The following is a 15917-nucleotide window of genomic DNA, read 5'->3' on the forward strand; positions in this document are numbered from 1 at the left end:
CTCACCAGAGCCCATTGGCAGATCGAGAACGGCCTGCATTGGATGCTCGATGTTCATCTGGACGAAGACCTCAGCCGTGCCCGCAAGGACAACGCTCCCGCCAACACCGCGCTCATCAACCGCCTCGCCAGGAACATCCTCCAACTCGCCGATACCGACAAAGTCCCCATCAGCCATCGCATCAAGAAATGCGCATGGAATGACGACTACCTCATCAGCGCTCTAACTCATATGCGATAGCCCTGCCCTCAAGGGGGGAGATAAGCCTCACGCGATCCCGCCGGTCACCGCATACGCGCCAGCGGCGCGTCCGTCCTCCAGGCGCACGATAGCAGTGACGATCGAGCCGTAGGCGCCGCGCCAGACGCTGTGGGATCTTTCATGTTCGACGGCTGGCACCAGGATGCTGCCGTAAAAGCGGCCGCCGCGTTGCTGTATGGCAACGGAGTCGCCATTGACGTGGACCTTGACGCCAACCGTTTCCGGGTCGATCGCAGCATCGAGTTCGACCGTTACGACGATCTCGGCCTGGTCTCCCCGAAGCCTCGTCTCGGCGGCAACCGTCAGCGCCGGCGGCGGCTCATCGCTGACCCTTAATCCACCGCGCCCCGCAAACACATCGCCCGCCAGCGCCGGCGTTCGCGGCGGGCTGGCGCGGCGCCGGGTGGCGCGCTCGTAATCGCCGGCGATGCGCAGCAGGTCCACATCGTCATAAGCCTTGCCGGCAAACGTCAGCCCGACCGGCATGCCGATATCGGCCATTGTGCCCATCGGCACGGTGACGGTCGGGATGCCGAGATGGCGCCAGACCAGATTGCCGTTGGCGACCCAGGTGCCGTTGCGCCAGGCAAGGGCTGCCGAGGCCTCATTGACATCGGCATCGGCCGGCCCGACATCGGCGACCGCCGGCAGCACCACGGCATCGAGCCGGTTCGCATCCAGCCAGTCTTCGAAATCGAGACGTCGCGTCGCCTCCAGCCCCTTAAGCCCTTCCGCCAGGGTGGGAATATCGCGAAAGGGCGTCACGCCCTGTTTCGCACGGGTGACATAGTCGGCGAGATCGAAACCGTCATCGCCATAGCGGTCGGGCAGCGTGCCCGGCGGCTGCGGGAAAATCTTGGGGCCGTCGACCGCGGCCAGATCAGGGATGGCGGGATCGGCATTGGCGCGCAGAAAATCGTCCCAGCCCCAGATGCAGAGATACCAGATTTCGCGCTCGGCGAAGGCTTCCGGCACCAGCCCGCGCTCGACCATGGTTTGCGCACCCGGACGGTCGCGTTCGTAGTTGGAGACGACGGGGAAATCGACCTCGACCACTTCAGCACCGAGCCGCTCGAGATCACGCGCCGCCTGCCGCCAGACGTCGAGCACCGAAGCGCGGGTCTCGATAGGGCGCGCGGCGCCACCATCGCGGCCGATATACATTTTCGGCACACCAAGGCGCTTGCCCCTCAGCGAACCTTCCAGCCTGAGCGCAGCGTAACTTGGCGGACGGAGCTCCGAGCTTTTCGGGATCGGCACCCAGGGCTGCGCACGCCAGAAATCGCCCCGTGTCTCGGCGTCGTCGGCGACGATCACATCAAGCAGTTCGAGCATGTCGGCCATGCCGCGCGTATGCGGCACCACCACGTCCATGGTCGGCACCAGCGGCCAGTTGCCCCGGACCGAAATGACGCCGCGCGACGGCGTGTAGGCGACCAGCGCGTTGTTCGAGGCCGGCGCCCGCCCCGACGACCACGTCTCTTCGCCGAGCCCGAAGGCGGCGAAGCTGGCAGCCGTCGCCGTGCCCGAACCGTTGGACGATCCCGAAGCGAAGGCGGCGGTCAGGTAATCGGCATTGTAGGGGCTCTCGGCGCGGCCATAGACGCCGCGCTGCATGCCGCCATTGGCCATTGGCGGCATGTTGGTCAGCCCGATCAGCACAGCACCTGCGGCCCGCAGCCGTGCGATGGTAAAGGCGTCCTCATTGGCAACGAGATGCTCGAAGGCCGGCGAGCCCGCGGCCACCGTCAGGCCTTTGACCTTGTAGCTGTCCTTGGCGGTGTAAGGGATGCCGTCGAGCGGCCCGAGCGTGGTGCCGCTGTGGCGGCGGCGGTCGGACTCCGCCGCTTCCTCGAACATTTTCGGGTTGAGCACGGGCACGGCGTTGAGCGCGATGCCATGGCGGTCGTAGTGGGCAATGCGCCGGAGGTAGGCGCCGACCAGCTCGACGCTGGTGACGGTGCCCTCCTCCAACGCGCGGCGCAGGTCGGCGATCGAGGCTTCGACGAGGTGGAGGTTGGGCATGGGCGGCTCAGTTGACGTTCCGTCACACCCCCCTCTGCCCTGCCGGGCATCTCCCCCGCAAGGGGGGAGATCGGCTGTCACGCAAGCTTTCGCTAATCCACCGTCGTTCGAGAGAATGGCGTTGAGGCCGAAACTGCTAATCTCCCCCCTTGCGGGGGAGATGGCCGGCAGGCCAGAGGGGGGTGTTCAAGCGCCACCCCGCTTCAGTTCCTCAGCGCCTGCGCGGGCGACTGCCGATAGGCGAGGATCGACGGCACCACCGCGGCCAGACCCGCCACCACGAGCAGGATCAGCGCTGAGCGCATATCCTCGATGCGGAACGTCACCGGCATGGAAAAACCGCTGACCTCGCCCATCGTATGCGCGATGGTTCGGGCGGCCAGATAGCCGAAGAGGAAGCCGAGCAGGACACCGGCGCCGACGATGACGAAGGTTTCCACCCAGACGATCCCGAACACCACCTGGCGCGGCGCGCCAAAGGCGCGCAAGGCGCCGATCTGGTGCCGCCTCTGCAGAACATGGGCGATGACGACCAGAAGGATTGCCGCCGCGACGAGGAACTGCGCGCCGGCCGCCACGACGGACAGGATGCGCCGCGCATCGCCGAGGGTTCCGTAGAGCCGGGTCAGCAGTTCGCCGGGAAAGACCGCCAGCGTGCGGTCGCTGCGATATTGCTGGCGCAGCTTGTAGGCGTCGGCGATGGTGTGCGGTTTCACCAGGACGGCCGGCAGGCCGAGTGCCGAAGGATCGAGAACGGCATCGGGGTTGATCGGCGCATCGAAACCGTGCGGCTCAGCACCGTCTTGTGCGTCAACCTGCTCGACAAGTGCTGCTATTCCGGCGCGGCCATTCTCGTGTTTATGGACATGCCAGACCGCCTCGATCGGCACGATGATCGCCCTGTCCCAGGCCGTGCCGGTGGGGCTGAGGCGCCCGACAATCGTATAGGTGAAATCATTGTGGATTTCGGTCGCCGCATGCAGTTGTCCGTGCGCGGGATGAAAGCGGGCGCCGACGCTTTTGGGCACGGCGGCGCCGACCAGCGCATCGCCAAGCACCGCGAAGGTGCGGCCTTCGGAGACGCCGCCCAGTCCGTCGACCAGCGCTTGCGTGGTTCCGACGATCGGAAAGTTCTCGACAAAATCGCCGAAACCGACAGGCGCTGCCCAGGCCACCCGCTTGTCCCTGACGAGGCCGGCGAGCACATCGCCCGGCATCAGCGACAGCGGTGCCGCCTGCAGAAACACCGAGGACAGCACCAGCTGGGTTTCGCTGCCCGGCGCGCCGATCACAAGGTCGAAGGCGTCGGCGGCCTGCGCGCTGCCCAGCCGCAGCGCCCGCTCACTGAGCGTCACCGCGACGCCGAGGGCAGTCGCAAGCGCGATCAGCAGCGCCACGGCAGCCACGCCGATCCAGTGGCGCCTCAGATCCGCGGCGATGAAGCGGAGCATCGGCTATTCCTTTTTTCAGAAAGCTTCATCGCGCTCGGCCATCTCCTGCAACGCGCCGGTGTCGCGGGTGACCTGACCGGCCTCCAGGCGGATGATCCGGTCCAGCCTTTCGATCAGCCGTTTCTCGTGACTGGCGACGATGAGGGTGGTTCCAGCCTCGCCGGCCAATTGCAGCAACAGGTTCGCCACCGCGATGCCGGAATCGGCATCGAGGCTGGCGGTCGGTTCGTCGGCGACGACAATGGCCGGTCTTGTCACCAGCGCCCTGGCAACGGCGACCCGCTGCATCTGTCCGCGCGACATGGTTTCGACCGGCTGGCCGGGACGCGAGATTTCGACCCGTTCGAGCAGCCGCAGCCCTTCCGCCTTCAGCTCGGCCACCGGGCGGACCCTCGACAATCTGCCGGGCAGCAGCACGTTTTCCAGCGCTGACAGGCCGGGGCAGAGATAAAACTCCTGCATCACCAGGCCGACATGGGCGGAACGCCAGCGGTCGCGCCTGGCTTCGGAAAGGCTGGCAAGGTCGGTATCACTCCAGCGGACCGAACCGTGGCGTGTCCTTTCCAACCCGGTCACGATGTTGATGAACGTTGTCTTGCCCGATCCCGAGGGCCCGGTGACGGCGACTTTTTCGCCAGGCCCGATTTCCAGCGCAGGCACGGCCAGCGCGGGCTTCTCAAGGTCACGGAAAGACACCCGCAAATCCCGAACGGACAGGCCGAGCATGATCGCTACGCCCGCTGGAAATGCGCGTCGACGATGCGCAGCAGGCTGACGAAGCCGGTTTCCGGGTCGGTCCAGGAGCCGACTTCCAGCCGGCCGGCCACTTCGATGAGGGCGTTTGCTTGCTCGAAGGTTTGCGCCTGGTCGAGATAGATGACGACGATGTTGTCCGGCCAGTCGGCGTCGGATGAGCAGAACGGACACAGCGCCATCGGAATCTCGGTCAGGACGAAGAATTTCGCCTCGGCCTTGAGCGGCGGCGCCATGAACCCCTGCATGGTGACGTTCTGGCCGGCAAGCGTCTTGACCTTGTCGGAGAAGCTCATGCCGAGCACGCCGATCTTGGCGTAGAGGTCATCGAAGGTGAGCGGTGCTGGCGCTGCCGACGCGCCGCGCATAGCCTGGGAAAGACAGACCGTGGCCGAGCCGAGCAGCATGCCGCGACGGGTGATCGGTCTGCACTCCATAATTGCTATTCCCTTATCGACCGGCGCGGGCGCCGCTAAAGCAATTCCAAGAAAAGTGTGAACGGTTTTCCGTCCGGAATTGCGTCCAACAAAGAGAAAGCCCGAGCCATCGTCCCGACCCGCTCCATCCGCAAGCACCGGATGGAGCGGCCGGGATCATCATAGCCTGCGCGGCTCAGTTCGTCGCCGGCGCCAGTCCGAGCGCATCGGCAAGGACCTTGTAGACGTCGCTCTCCTCCATGTAGCCCTTGAACCCTTCCGCGCCTGGGCCGGTGGCCTGCAGCACGACGTCATCGACGGCATGGACCGCGCTATCGGCCGACTTCGGCAGATTGCCAATGCGCAGCACGGCGCCGGGGACGTCCTTGTACTTCTCGTTGGCGACATACTGCTTGCTCTCGTTCTGCACCGCCGGCACGAACGGGCCGTCGAGCTTCGGACGGAACGTCTCGTAATAGTCGGGGAAGTTGGCGCCGAAGATCGCCAGACGGCGCGAGACATCGACGCTGTCGGGATAGCCGTCGCCGTTCTTGTCCTCGTAGTTCGGGAAGCCGGCGTCTGCATAGGTACCGACCTTGTCGCGCATCTCGGGACCCGGCTTGTTGTCGTCGATGGTGCCGACGATGGAGACGCTGTGAGTGTGGTCACCGGTCACGACGATCATCGTGTCGGGATGGGTCTTGGCAAATTCCATGGCCACGCCAATGGCCTTGTCGAATTCGATGACCTCGACCATGGAGCGCTCCCAGTCCATCGGATGCGACATCTTGTCGATCGAGGCGCCTTCGACCATCAGGAAGAAGCCTTCCGGGTTCTTCGACAGTTCGCCCAGCGCAACATTGGTCATTTCGACCAGGCCCGGCTGATTGGGGAAGGTTTCCACGGTGCCCTTCTTGAGGAAATCGCGGTCGAGCGTGACATCCATGTTGCCGGTGTGGAACAGGCCGAGGATCTTGCCGGTGTTGGTCTTGGACGCGGCCTCGAGTTCAGTCTTGTCGGTGGCAAGGGCGTAGCCGGCATCGCGGAATTTGGCGATGTAGTCGGTGTCGTCCTTGCGCTTGGAGCCGGCCGTGCTCTGCGGCAGGAAATAGGCGGAGCCGCCACCGAGAATAACGTCGGGCTGGGTCTGGTAGAACATGCCGACGATGTCGGCCTTGTCGCCGCGGCTGCGGGTATGAGAGACAACGGCTGCCGGGGTGGCGTCCTCGACCTCGGCCGTGGAAACGACGCCGATCGACTTCTTGCCGGTGCGCCGCAGCGCCTCGGCGATGGTCTCGACCTTCGGGTCATCCTGGCTGGGCTTGGTGCGATCGGCATAGACGCCAAGCGCGTTCACCGCCGTCTTGTGACCGGTCATGTAGGCCGACATGGTGTTGGCGCTGTCGGTGGCGATGGCGTTGGTCGACGACGTGCCGATAAAGGCCATATGATCGAGGTCGTCCATGTTGAGCCGGCCGTTCGCCTTGCCTTCGGTCATGCCCTTGGACATGATCCGCGCGCCGGTGCGGTGCGCAACCGACATGCCGTCGCCAAGCAGGAAGATGACGTTCTTGGCGCGAGGCGTCGCAGAGGTTCCGAACACCTCCCATTTGACGGACTTGGTCTCGTCGCCAGCCTTGGCTTCGATCTCATAGGTGCCGGGCTGGGCGATGCTGGCGGCGCGGATTAAAATGGCGGAGGCATCGACCCCCTCTTCCTTCTCCACGAACTCGACCTTCTTGCCGAGGACCTCTTCGGCCGGCTTGCCGTTGATCGTCACAGTGACCTGGTCGGGCGTGACGACCTTGTCGAATTCGACCTTCAGGTCGAAAGGAGACTGAGCGAGGATCGTGGCGCGGTCGAGAGGATAGATCGTGGCTGCACCAGCAGCGCTGGCAAGACTTGTCGTAACGGCAAGCGCGATGAGGGGGCGAAGCATAAGTGACCTCCAAAATTGACTGATAAAAGACAGGTTTTGGTATCCGTTGCCGATGTCTGTTGTATGACAGAACCTTGCCCGAACCGCTCACATTTCTGCGCAATCCGGAGCCTGTCGAGACTCTGGATTGAACGAAGCTGCCGACGCGACATGCGGCTGGCTGCCGGCCATTTCCCCTCGTGTGGGAGATCAGCTGCTGTGCAACCCATTCATTGCGGCGCGCCGGCAAACAGTATCTCGCTATCGCCGCCCGTCGCCGGCCAGTCCCGGATGGTGCGGTCGTCGCCGCCGGTGAGCAGCGTGCCGTCTGGAGCGAAGGCGACGGCGTAGATCGGGCCGGTGCGGCTGTCGAACATGGCGGTCTGGTTGCCGGTGTCGACGTCCCACAGCCGCGCGGTGCCGTCGAGCGAGCCGGAAGCCAGACGCTTGCCGTCTGCCGACAGCGCCAGCGTGTAGACGGTGCCTTCGTGGCCTTCGAAGCGCCGCACCTCCTTGAACGTGTCGAGGTCCCAGAGCTTGATCGTGTAGTCGCCACTGCCGGTGATGACGTGATGGCCGTCGGCGGTGAAAACGGCGCCGTAAGTGCCCTGTTCGTGGCCGTGCCAGCTGCGCAATTGCTTGCCGCTTTCGACGTCCCAAAATTTCAGCGTGCCGTCGATGGAGCCGCTGAGCGCACGCGTGCCGTCGGGCGAGATGGCGACCGTGCTGATCGGCCAGTCATGTCCGGTCATCACATGCAGCGCGGATTTGTTGACAAGGTCCCAGACAATGACGTTGCCGGTGTCGTGGCCGCTGACGGCGCGCGTGCCGTCCTGGCTGATCGCCAGTTTTCGGACGCCGCCATTCGCGCCCGATGAGAACACATGCAACACCGTGCCGTCGGCAAGCTTTCGCAGCACGATCTCGCCGTCGTCGCCGGCGGTCAGCGCGGTGGCGCCGTCGGGCATGAACAGCGCCGTGCGTGCCATGTCCTTGTGCTCACCGAGGTTGCGGATCAGCCGCTTGCCGACGATATCCCAGAGCTTGATCATGTGGTCGGTGCTGGCGCTCATGATGTCGCGGCCATCGGCAGACACAGCGAGCCAGACGACGGCATCGCGGTGGCCGTCGGGCTCGGTAGGCAATGCTGGCGGAGGTGGCGGCAAAGGGGCCACGGTCTGTGGCGGCGAAGGCTCCGGTGGCGATGGAAGAGCTGCCTGCGGCGGCATGGCCGGAGCCGGCGGTGGAACAGCCTCCGGTGGCGGTGTCGCCGGAGCGAGTGCGACTTGTGGCGGCTGAGGGGGAGTAGCCGGCGGCGCTGGCTGTGCCGGCTCCGGCGGTTTGGCTGCCTGCACCGGCGGAGTTGGCTCAGACGGCATAGCGACCGGCGGCGAACTCGGCGGAGCCGGCGGCGTCGCCACGTCCGGCGGCAGGCCGGCGACATCCTCGCTCTTCGGCTCGACTTTGGGTTCGTTCGGGGCGGCTACCTCAGCGCCCGGGCCGGATGCGCGCCACGGGCCGAACTGGTCGGCCAGCAGCGCCAGAACGACAATTGCTGGTAGGACCAGGAAGGTTCGCCGCAGCTGTGGCCTGCCGGGGTTTTGCACCTCGGCCGCCCGACCAAACAATGGGGTTCCGGATAGGTGGTTCGGGCCGCGCGGCAATAGGCCGGCAAAGAACAACAGCGAGCCGATCACGCAGACCGCGCCCGCCACGAAAAGGGCCACAGAGCGCATGGATGCGAAGGACGCCGCGATGCTTGCATCGCCCTGCGCCAGACGCTGCATGGCGAAGCAGACCACGCCGATAGCCAGCGAGAGCAGCCCAAGCAGCCTGTCAGCACCCCTGTTCATCGACTCTTCCCCCGGGCTGCAAGCTTTGCGGCCGCCCATTCACGAAACTAGCAATGAAACGCGTAACGCAAAATGTCATGCATGAAAGTGGCTGACATCACGCAGCTACTTCAACTCCACCCATACCGGCGCGTGGTCGCTGGCGCCGTCCTCGCCGCGAACATCACGATCGATGCCGGCGGCAGTGAGGCGGCGTGCCAGCTTCTTCGACAGCAAAATGTGGTCGAGCCGCAGGCCGGCGTCGCGCGGCCAGCGGTTGCGGCGGTAATCCCAGAATGTGTAGAGCGTTTCCTTCGGATGCTTCTTGCGTAGCGCATCCGTCCAACCTTGGTCGAGCAGACGCTGGAACGAGGCGCGGCTTGCCGGCTGCACCAGCGCGTTGTCGTCATAGGAGCGGGTGGCGTAGATGTCGCGCGGCTCGGGCACGATGTTGTAGTCGCCGACCAGCGCCACCGGCAGGCCGGTCTCGAACAGCTGTTCGGCATGCGCCTCCAGCCTTTCATGCCACGCCAGCTTGTACTGGAATTTCGGCCCCGGCTGCGGATTGCCGTTGGGCGCGTAAAGGCAAGCGATGACGATGCCCGACACCGCCGCCTCGATGTAGCGGCTCTGCCTGTCGGCGTCATCGCCGGGCAGCGTGTCCGCGGTCAGCACCGGCTCGGATCCTCGCGCGAGTATAGCGACGCCGTTCCACGTCGGCTCGCCCTTCCACACCGCGCCATAGCCGGCGTCGGCAAGCGCTGTGCGCGGAAACTGCATGTCGCGCGCCTTCAGCTCCTGCAGGCAGACGACATCGGGCTTGGCGATGGCCAGCCATGTCAGCAGGTTTTGCAGCCGGCTGTTGATGTTGTTGATGTTGAAGGAGGCCAGTTTCATTTGAGGTCGGAGATCAGGGAGCGATCTTCGCCGTCCACGCCTTCACCGTCTCGGCCAGCGTCCTCAGATGATCCGCCGTCGAAAACCCGGAGAGCGCCTTGCGCGGCTTCAGATCGTGGTCACCATCCTCCAGCCAGATCACTTCGATGGCGTCGGACAGGCTGTAGGTGGCGACCTCTTCGCTGGTGCCGAACTCGTCGCGCGTGCCCTGGAAGATCAGTGTCGGTGTCTTGAGGTCGGCGAGATGTTTTGTCCTGAGCTGCTCCGGCTTGGCTGGCGGATGGAAGGGATAGCCGAGGCAGACGAGGCCCGAAATCTCACCCTTGGCAAACATCTCGTCGGCGACCATCGAGGCGACACGCCCGCCCATCGACCTGCCGCCGATGATGAGCTTTCCGGTGACGCCCCTCGCCCTGAGGTCGGCGATCGCCTTGATGTATTCAGGGTTGACCGTCTCGGCGCGCGGTGGCGGCTTGCGGTGACCGTAACGGCGCGCCGCCATATAGTGGAATTCAAAGCGTGCAACCTGGAAGCCGGCAGCCGCCAGCGCCTTGGCCGTAGCGGTCATCGAGGGCGAATCCATCGACGCGCCGGCGCCATGGGCCAGCAGGATGGTGACGGGAGCGGTGTCGAAGCCATCGAAGAGGAAGGTGGTCATGGGGTGGCCTTTCGCGCGACGGCGACGCTGCCGATCACCCCCCTCGTGGGGGAGATGCCCGGCAGGGCAGAGGGGGGCGCGAAGGAACGCCGGCCTTCGGTCAAACTTCCCCGAAACAAGACGCGTTGAGACGGGCTGATCGGCCGGCGGGACAGCGCCCCCCTCTGTCCTGCCGGACATCTCCCCCACAAGGGGGGAGATTGGCTGTCATTCCGGCCTTCGCCAATCATCGTCACCCAGCCGTCCGCGCCGTCTGCAAATCCACGAACTGTATCCCCTTGGCCGCCATCCGCGCCCATTCGGAGTCAGCGTCGAGTTCGAGATAGCGCACCCAGTTGCGGCGCGCTTCAGCCAGATTGCCGGCATCGAACTCCAGACGGGCAAGGTTGAACACCGGATCGGCGTAAGTCTTGTCGAGCGCGATCGCCTTTTGCAGATGCCGGCGCGCCGAAGCCACCTTGCCCTGATCGCTCATCAGTCCGGCGAGATTGAACCATGCCTCGACGAAGGCCGGATCGAGTTTGATTGCGCGGGCATAGTCATGTGCTGCATCAGCCACGCGCCCAGCGCCGCGCAGGCAGTTGGCGCGGTTGAAGGCGGCGATGGCGTCGCTCGGATCGATGGTGAGGCAGCGCTGGTAAAGGGCCGCGGCCTGCTCGTGATCGCCCTCTTCTTCCGCGCTTTCGGCCTCGGCGAACAAGTCCTCCAGCGTGTCGTCGCCGGCTGCACTTGCGCTGCCGAGATCGAACAGAAGCTGGCCGTCAAGCTCGCTCTGGCCGCCTTCGAGATAGATCGCATCGGGCCGGCCGTGCTGCGAGCCGACATTGAGCGACTTGGCGGTGAGTGAGGCAACCGGACCGGAGCGGTGCACGGAGCGCGCGATGGCGCCCCATGACGCGCCGCCGGCCACCAGCCCGGCATATTTGCGGGCCAGGATCAGGTCGCGGAAGGAGTACGGTTCGTCATCATGCTCGAAGGCGTCAAACAGGCTGAGCAAATCGAGATCGGCGCCGGACAGTTTCGACTGGTCGATGAGCGATTGCCTGGACAGCGAAGACGTCTCGGGCGCCTTTATCAGGCCGAGCAGGCGCAGGAAGCCATTTTCGCTGAGAAGTGTGCGGCCGGCGGCGCGCTCGGCTGAGACACGGCGCTCGATCTCGGTATCGCCGGTCTTCGCCATGCCGGCCTTGGCAAGCAGCGTTCGCCCGAACACGACATGGCTGGTGCGCCTGGTGACGCCGCGACGCAACTGGCCGTGCCGGCGCTCGACCTCGCGCGCGGCCAGCCGCAGCGGAAACGCCGCCAGCGCGCCGATGGTGCCGAAGACGGCGCCCGGAATTATACCGGTCGGCGCCGTCACCCCTTGCTCTTGCCGACGGCCTTGAGCAAATTGGCCTTCAACGGATTTTCCTTGGCAGCACCCGCCCCAGCCTTGGCAGCACTAGCTTTGGCGGCGGGCTTCTCAGCCTCATCGGCCTTGCTCTTCGACTTGGCCGGCGGCTTTGCCGATTGCGAGAGGCTCGCCTTCAGCGCATCCATCAGGTTGATGACATTGCCGCGTTCGGGGGCGGCCGCGATGATCGGCTTGTGCCCTTTGAGCTTCTCGCGGATCATCGTCATCAGCGCGATCTCGTAGCGGTCCTCATAGTTCTTCGGATCGAAGGTGGTTTCCTTCTGCTTGATCAGCGCTTCGGCGAGCTGCAGCATTTCGGCGTCAGGTTTTCCGGCCGGGATGTTGCCGAAATATTCAGCCGTGCCGCGCACTTCGTTCGGGTTCCTCAAAGTGCACACGAACATGCCGTTCTCGCGCGATCCGATCGTCACCACGCGCTCGCGGCTGGACAGGACAAGGCGGGCGATCGCGAGCTTGCCGGACTTGCGCATGGCCTCGCGCAGCACGGCGAAGGTTTCCTCGGCCATGGCACCGTCCGGCGCCATGTAGTACGGCGCGTCCTGATAGATGACGTCGACCTCGTCTTCGTCGACGAATGCCTCGATGTTCATCGTGTGGTTGGATTCGATCCTGACAGCGTCGAGGTCGGCATCATCGATGATGATGTACTGCTTGTCCTCGTACTCGTACCCCTTGACCAGATCCGAGCGCTCGACCAAGCCGAGCTCAGGGTCGACCGGCTTCATGTTGATGCGGTTGTGGGTCTTCTTGTGCAGTTGATTGAACGAGATGCGCTCGCTGGTCGTCGTTGCCGGATAAAGCCGGACCGGACAGCTGACGAGGCTGAGCTTGAGGTAACCTTTCCAACTTGCCCTGGGCGCCATGAACTCTCTCCTACGCGGCCATGCACTGACATTTCAGATTGAGCATGATCCAATCCGAAAACCGGTTCCCACTTTTCGGGATCATGCTCTCTGCAGCGCTTCGTCCGGAGGACGAATGGCGCTGCGAAAATCCTACACTGGCCCCAAACATACCGGCAAATTCCTGACGAAACCTTCCAGGCAGGTCGGAGGGGCTATTGCGAGAGAATAGTTCAAATTGTTCGCATGGTCGATGAAATTGGAATCGGCCCAGCAAGACTTGGGTTCTCGCCCCTGCCGAGCGGGGAGAGGAACCTAGGTCTTGAAAGCAGGCAAATCCCTTGCGAAATCCTCTATGTCCGCCCAGGGATCGCCCGACGTCGCCAACAGGCCCGGCAGCGAGGAATAGTTCAGATCCTGCGGCGCATCGATGGTCTCCAGGTCGCTCCAGCTTACCGGCGTCGAGGCGGGGAGATTGGTGCGGGCGCGCAGCGAATAGGGCGCGGCGGAGGTGTGGCCACGGGCGTTGCGATGATAGTCGATGAAGATGCGGCGCTTGCGGTTCTCCTTGCCCATGGTGGTGGTGAAAGTGTCGGGCGCGCTGGCCGCCAGATGGGTGGAGATGGCGCTGGTCGCCTGGTGCAGCTTCTTCCAGTTCTGCTTTTGCGTCACCGGCACCGTGATGTGGATGCCGCTGCCGCCTGATGTCTTGGCGAACGGCACCAGGCCGATCCGCTCCAGCTCGCCCTTGATGTGGACGGCGGCCTCCACCACTTCGCGCCAGGTGATGCCCTCGCCCGGATCGAGGTCGAAGACGATCAGATCGGGCTTGTCGAGACTGGTGCGGTGCGTGCCCCAGGTGTGGAACTCGACGACGCCGAACTGGGCCAGTGCGAGATAGCCTTTTGCGCCTTCGACCGACAGGAAGGATTTGGTCTCGCCCTCGGAATTGACGCTATCGAACGTCACCACCGAGGGCGGCATGCCGGTGAAGGCGTGACGCTGGAAGAAACAGTCCTTCGGCAGGCCAGTCGGGCAGCGCACCAGCGATACCGGGCGGCCCATAATGTGCGGCAGCATGTAATCGCCGACCAGCGCGTAGTAGACGGCGATGTCGAGCTTGGTCGGTCCGGTCTTGCCGAACAGCCGCCGCTCCGGATTGGTCACCCAGATGGTGGCGAGATCGGCCTCGGCAATCAGCCGCTTGCGCTTGGGTGACACCGGCGTCGACAGACCGACATCGCGCAGACCGCGGAACACACCGTGGCGGAGCGAATTGTCCGCCGTGCGGTTGGCATAGTGGATGCGGGCTGACAGCAGCGGCCGCACCCATTTCATCTCGCGCATGATCTCGCGCGGCACGCCCTCGGGCGCCGTCGCGCCATCGCGCAGCGGCTCTAGCCGCGCCAGCAATTCGGCCGCCGTCGCTGCGTCGAAGCCGGTGCCGACCTTGCCGCGATAGTGCAGTTCGCCATCCGCGAATTCCGCCATGCCGAGTGCGGCCAGCCCTTCGGCGGCGGCGGAGACGGTGTAGCCGGCGATGACGAAATCGCCCTTCTGCAGGGCCTTGACCTTGGTCCAGCTCTTGGTCCGGCCGCTCTGGTAAATGGCGTTGGCGCGCTTGGAGACGATGCCTTCCAGCCCGTGTTCGGTCGCCTGGTCGTAAAGCCCCTGCCCGTCGCCCTCGACATGGTCGCTCAGCTGGATGGCGGAGTTGGCGCCCATCCCGACGAGAAGCTCGGCGAGCAAGGCTTTGCGCTTTGCGAGCGGTGCCTTACGCAGGTCCCAGCCGTCGAGATGCAGGAGATCGAAGGCGTAGAAATGCAACTTGCTGCCGGCGCCCGCCGACAGCGCATCCTGCAGCAGCGCGAAGCGCGAAATGCCCTTTTCGTCCAGCACCATGATCTCGCCGTCGATGATCGCCTGGCTGAGCGGCAGGCGCGAGAAGGCTTGCGGCAGGTCGCCATAGCGCTTCGTCCAGTCGATGCCGCCGCGGGTGATCAGCCGGACGTCGCCGTCGACGATATGCGCCATGGTGCGATAGCCGTCGAACTTGATTTCGTGCAGCCAGAGTTTGCCGGTATCCTCCACCGGCCCGCCCGGCGGTTTCGGCACCTGGGTTGCGAGTTGCGGCTCGATGCGCGACGGCGGATCGCCCCTGACAGCACCGGGCAGCGCGCCGGGTTTCAGGGTGCCGGGTTGGGGCGGCAGGCGCGCCGGCTTCTTCGGCGGCGCCACCAGCTCTTCGATGCGCTTGCCGGATTTCACGCTTTCCGGCCGAGCTTCCAGAATGTCGAGGCCGGTGTCGGAAGCGAGGTCGCGCTCCTTGAACAAGAGCCAGTTTTTCTTGTTCTCGTCCTCGCCGGGCTTTGGCTTCAGACGCGTCAGCATCCAGCCGCCATTGAGCTTTTCGCCGGCCAGCCGGAACTTGAAGGCGCCGGTCCGCAAACTCTTGTCGACATCGTCCATCGGCGCCCAGGTTCCGGTGTCCCAGACGATCATCGGACCACCGCCATATTCGCCTTCGGGGATGACGCCTTCGAAGTCGATATATTCGAGCGGATGATCCTCGGTCTCGACGGCGAGGCGCTTGTCGGCCGGGTTCAGCGAGGGGCCGCGCGGCACCGCCCAGCTTTTCAGCACGCCGCCGACCTGCAGGCGCAGATCGTAGTGGTCAGCGGTTGCGTGATGCTTGTGGACGACGAAGCGGTTGCCCTCATCAGCGACAAGCCCGCCCGCCGGTTCCGGCGTCTTCGAAAATTCGCGCTTGGCGCGATAGGCTTTGAGCTTGGGCGGGATGGTCATGTCCGCATGCTAGGCGGGATGCGGCAGCTGCTCAATCGATGGCAGCTCAATCGTCGGTGGCCGGCGTCAGGTCGAGCTCGGCCGGGGAAAGGCCTCCCTGAAGCTGACTCAGCCGGAATTCATCGACCCAATAGGCCTCGCCGTCGACCAGCACGCGGGCCGAGTAGACGCCGCCGGAAAAGCTTTGCGCGGTGACGTAGACCTTGTGGCGGTCGAGCGCCTTGCGCACCGCGGCGCGCTTGGAATTCTGGCTGGAAGTAGGACTGACCATGCGACGCTCATACACAACAGCAGCAGGACATAACGGCTACCTAAGGATGCTGGAGATCAGGTGCTCTGTCAATTTTGACTGCTTGCCGGCGTCAGGCAGCCTTCCGCTGTATCAGACTGGCCAGAACGGTGCGCATTCCCGAATACGATGGGCCGCCAATTTTCACTTCCCAATCTGTGTTGGGTTTCCGAGGGTGCTTCACGCCCCGCAACGCTGCGCGGAATGTGTCCGGGTCAACACCTACAGTTCGAGCCATATCTTCGGCGGTTGTGCGATTGGCGATCATGTCGTCTCCTATACTCTCAGCTAAGCATATAGGGCTTTTGTACAATTCGACCAAGGAATTAGGGCGTTTGCTCTAATTTCAAACTGAG

At 64.5% G+C, this 15917-nt stretch carries 12 protein-coding genes and 1 pseudogene; 1 reads left to right on the forward strand and 12 read right to left on the reverse strand.

Annotated features, from left to right (window positions below):
* Positions 1 to 240, forward strand: a pseudogene (locus AC1D1B_RS06840) (ISAs1 family transposase); the annotation flags it as partial.
* 27 nt (positions 241 to 267) lie between these two features.
* On the opposite strand, the gene AC1D1B_RS06845 reads toward AC1D1B_RS06840, so the two are convergent.
* From AC1D1B_RS06845 to AC1D1B_RS06900, 12 genes are all read right to left on the reverse strand, one after another.
* Entirely contained in the window at positions 268 to 2286 is a 2019-nt protein-coding gene (locus AC1D1B_RS06845) for an amidase (protein WP_477330569.1), read from the reverse strand.
* A 203-nt stretch (positions 2287 to 2489) separates the two neighbouring features.
* Positions 2490 to 3737, reverse strand: a complete 1248-nt coding sequence (locus AC1D1B_RS06850) for an ABC transporter permease (protein WP_477330571.1) — start codon at positions 3735 to 3737, stop codon at positions 2490 to 2492.
* 15 nt (positions 3738 to 3752) lie between these two features.
* A complete protein-coding gene (locus AC1D1B_RS06855; protein ID WP_477330573.1) occupies positions 3753 to 4463 on the reverse strand; it encodes an ABC transporter ATP-binding protein in 711 nt (236 codons plus the stop codon).
* A gap of 5 nt (positions 4464 to 4468) precedes the next feature.
* Positions 4469 to 4927 carry a hypothetical protein gene (locus AC1D1B_RS06860; RefSeq protein ID WP_477330575.1) on the reverse strand — a complete coding sequence of 153 codons (459 nt, stop codon included), beginning with the start codon at positions 4925 to 4927 and terminating at the stop codon, positions 4469 to 4471.
* Between the two features lie 175 nt (positions 4928 to 5102).
* Entirely contained in the window at positions 5103 to 6845 is a 1743-nt protein-coding gene (locus AC1D1B_RS06865; RefSeq protein ID WP_477330577.1) for an alkaline phosphatase, read from the reverse strand.
* 209 nt (positions 6846 to 7054) lie between these two features.
* Positions 7055 to 8677, reverse strand: coding sequence for a WD40 repeat domain-containing protein (locus tag AC1D1B_RS06870; RefSeq protein ID WP_477330579.1), 1623 nt, complete (start codon positions 8675 to 8677; stop codon positions 7055 to 7057).
* 105 nt (positions 8678 to 8782) lie between these two features.
* Positions 8783 to 9553 carry an exodeoxyribonuclease III gene (locus AC1D1B_RS06875; protein ID WP_477330581.1) on the reverse strand — a complete coding sequence of 257 codons (771 nt, stop codon included), beginning with the start codon at positions 9551 to 9553 and terminating at the stop codon, positions 8783 to 8785.
* Between the two features lie 13 nt (positions 9554 to 9566).
* On the reverse strand, positions 9567 to 10211 hold the full coding sequence (locus AC1D1B_RS06880; RefSeq protein ID WP_477330583.1) for an alpha/beta hydrolase family protein: 645 nt from the start codon (positions 10209 to 10211) through the stop codon (positions 9567 to 9569).
* Positions 10212 to 10443: 232 nt separating this feature from the next.
* A complete protein-coding gene (locus AC1D1B_RS06885; RefSeq protein WP_477330585.1) occupies positions 10444 to 11571 on the reverse strand; it encodes a tetratricopeptide repeat protein in 1128 nt (375 codons plus the stop codon).
* A complete protein-coding gene (gene ku / locus AC1D1B_RS06890; protein WP_477330587.1) occupies positions 11568 to 12488 on the reverse strand; it encodes a non-homologous end joining protein Ku in 921 nt (306 codons plus the stop codon). The genes AC1D1B_RS06885 and ku overlap by 4 nt, the downstream gene beginning before the upstream one ends.
* Positions 12489 to 12782: 294 nt before the next feature.
* On the reverse strand, positions 12783 to 15272 hold the full coding sequence (gene ligD / locus AC1D1B_RS06895; protein ID WP_477330589.1) for a DNA ligase D: 2490 nt from the start codon (positions 15270 to 15272) through the stop codon (positions 12783 to 12785).
* 46 nt (positions 15273 to 15318) lie between these two features.
* Positions 15319 to 15543 (reverse strand): hypothetical protein, encoded by a 225-nt coding sequence (locus tag AC1D1B_RS06900; protein WP_112566525.1) that lies wholly within the window; start codon positions 15541 to 15543, stop codon positions 15319 to 15321.
* Positions 15544 to 15917: the final 374 nt, after the last annotated feature.

It is taken from the genome of Mesorhizobium sp. P2_C5_2 (assembly GCF_056404535.1).

Coding starts and splice junctions, on each gene's coding strand:
- AC1D1B_RS06845 (WP_477330569.1), bottom strand. CDS start 2,286: ATGCCCAACCTCCACCTCGTCGAAGCCTCGATCGCCGACCTGCGCCGC.
- AC1D1B_RS06850 (WP_477330571.1), bottom strand. CDS start 3,737: ATGCTCCGCTTCATCGCCGCGGATCTGAGGCGCCACTGGATCGGCGTG.
- AC1D1B_RS06855 (WP_477330573.1), bottom strand. CDS start 4,463: ATGCTCGGCCTGTCCGTTCGGGATTTGCGGGTGTCTTTCCGTGACCTT.
- AC1D1B_RS06860 (WP_477330575.1), bottom strand. CDS start 4,927: ATGGAGTGCAGACCGATCACCCGTCGCGGCATGCTGCTCGGCTCGGCC.
- AC1D1B_RS06865 (WP_477330577.1), bottom strand. CDS start 6,845: ATGCTTCGCCCCCTCATCGCGCTTGCCGTTACGACAAGTCTTGCCAGC.
- AC1D1B_RS06870 (WP_477330579.1), bottom strand. CDS start 8,677: ATGAACAGGGGTGCTGACAGGCTGCTTGGGCTGCTCTCGCTGGCTATC.
- AC1D1B_RS06875 (WP_477330581.1), bottom strand. CDS start 9,553: ATGAAACTGGCCTCCTTCAACATCAACAACATCAACAGCCGGCTGCAA.
- AC1D1B_RS06880 (WP_477330583.1), bottom strand. CDS start 10,211: ATGACCACCTTCCTCTTCGATGGCTTCGACACCGCTCCCGTCACCATC.
- ku (WP_477330587.1), bottom strand. CDS start 12,488: ATGGCGCCCAGGGCAAGTTGGAAAGGTTACCTCAAGCTCAGCCTCGTC.
- ligD (WP_477330589.1), bottom strand. CDS start 15,272: ATGACCATCCCGCCCAAGCTCAAAGCCTATCGCGCCAAGCGCGAATTT.
- AC1D1B_RS06900 (WP_112566525.1), bottom strand. CDS start 15,543: ATGGTCAGTCCTACTTCCAGCCAGAATTCCAAGCGCGCCGCGGTGCGC.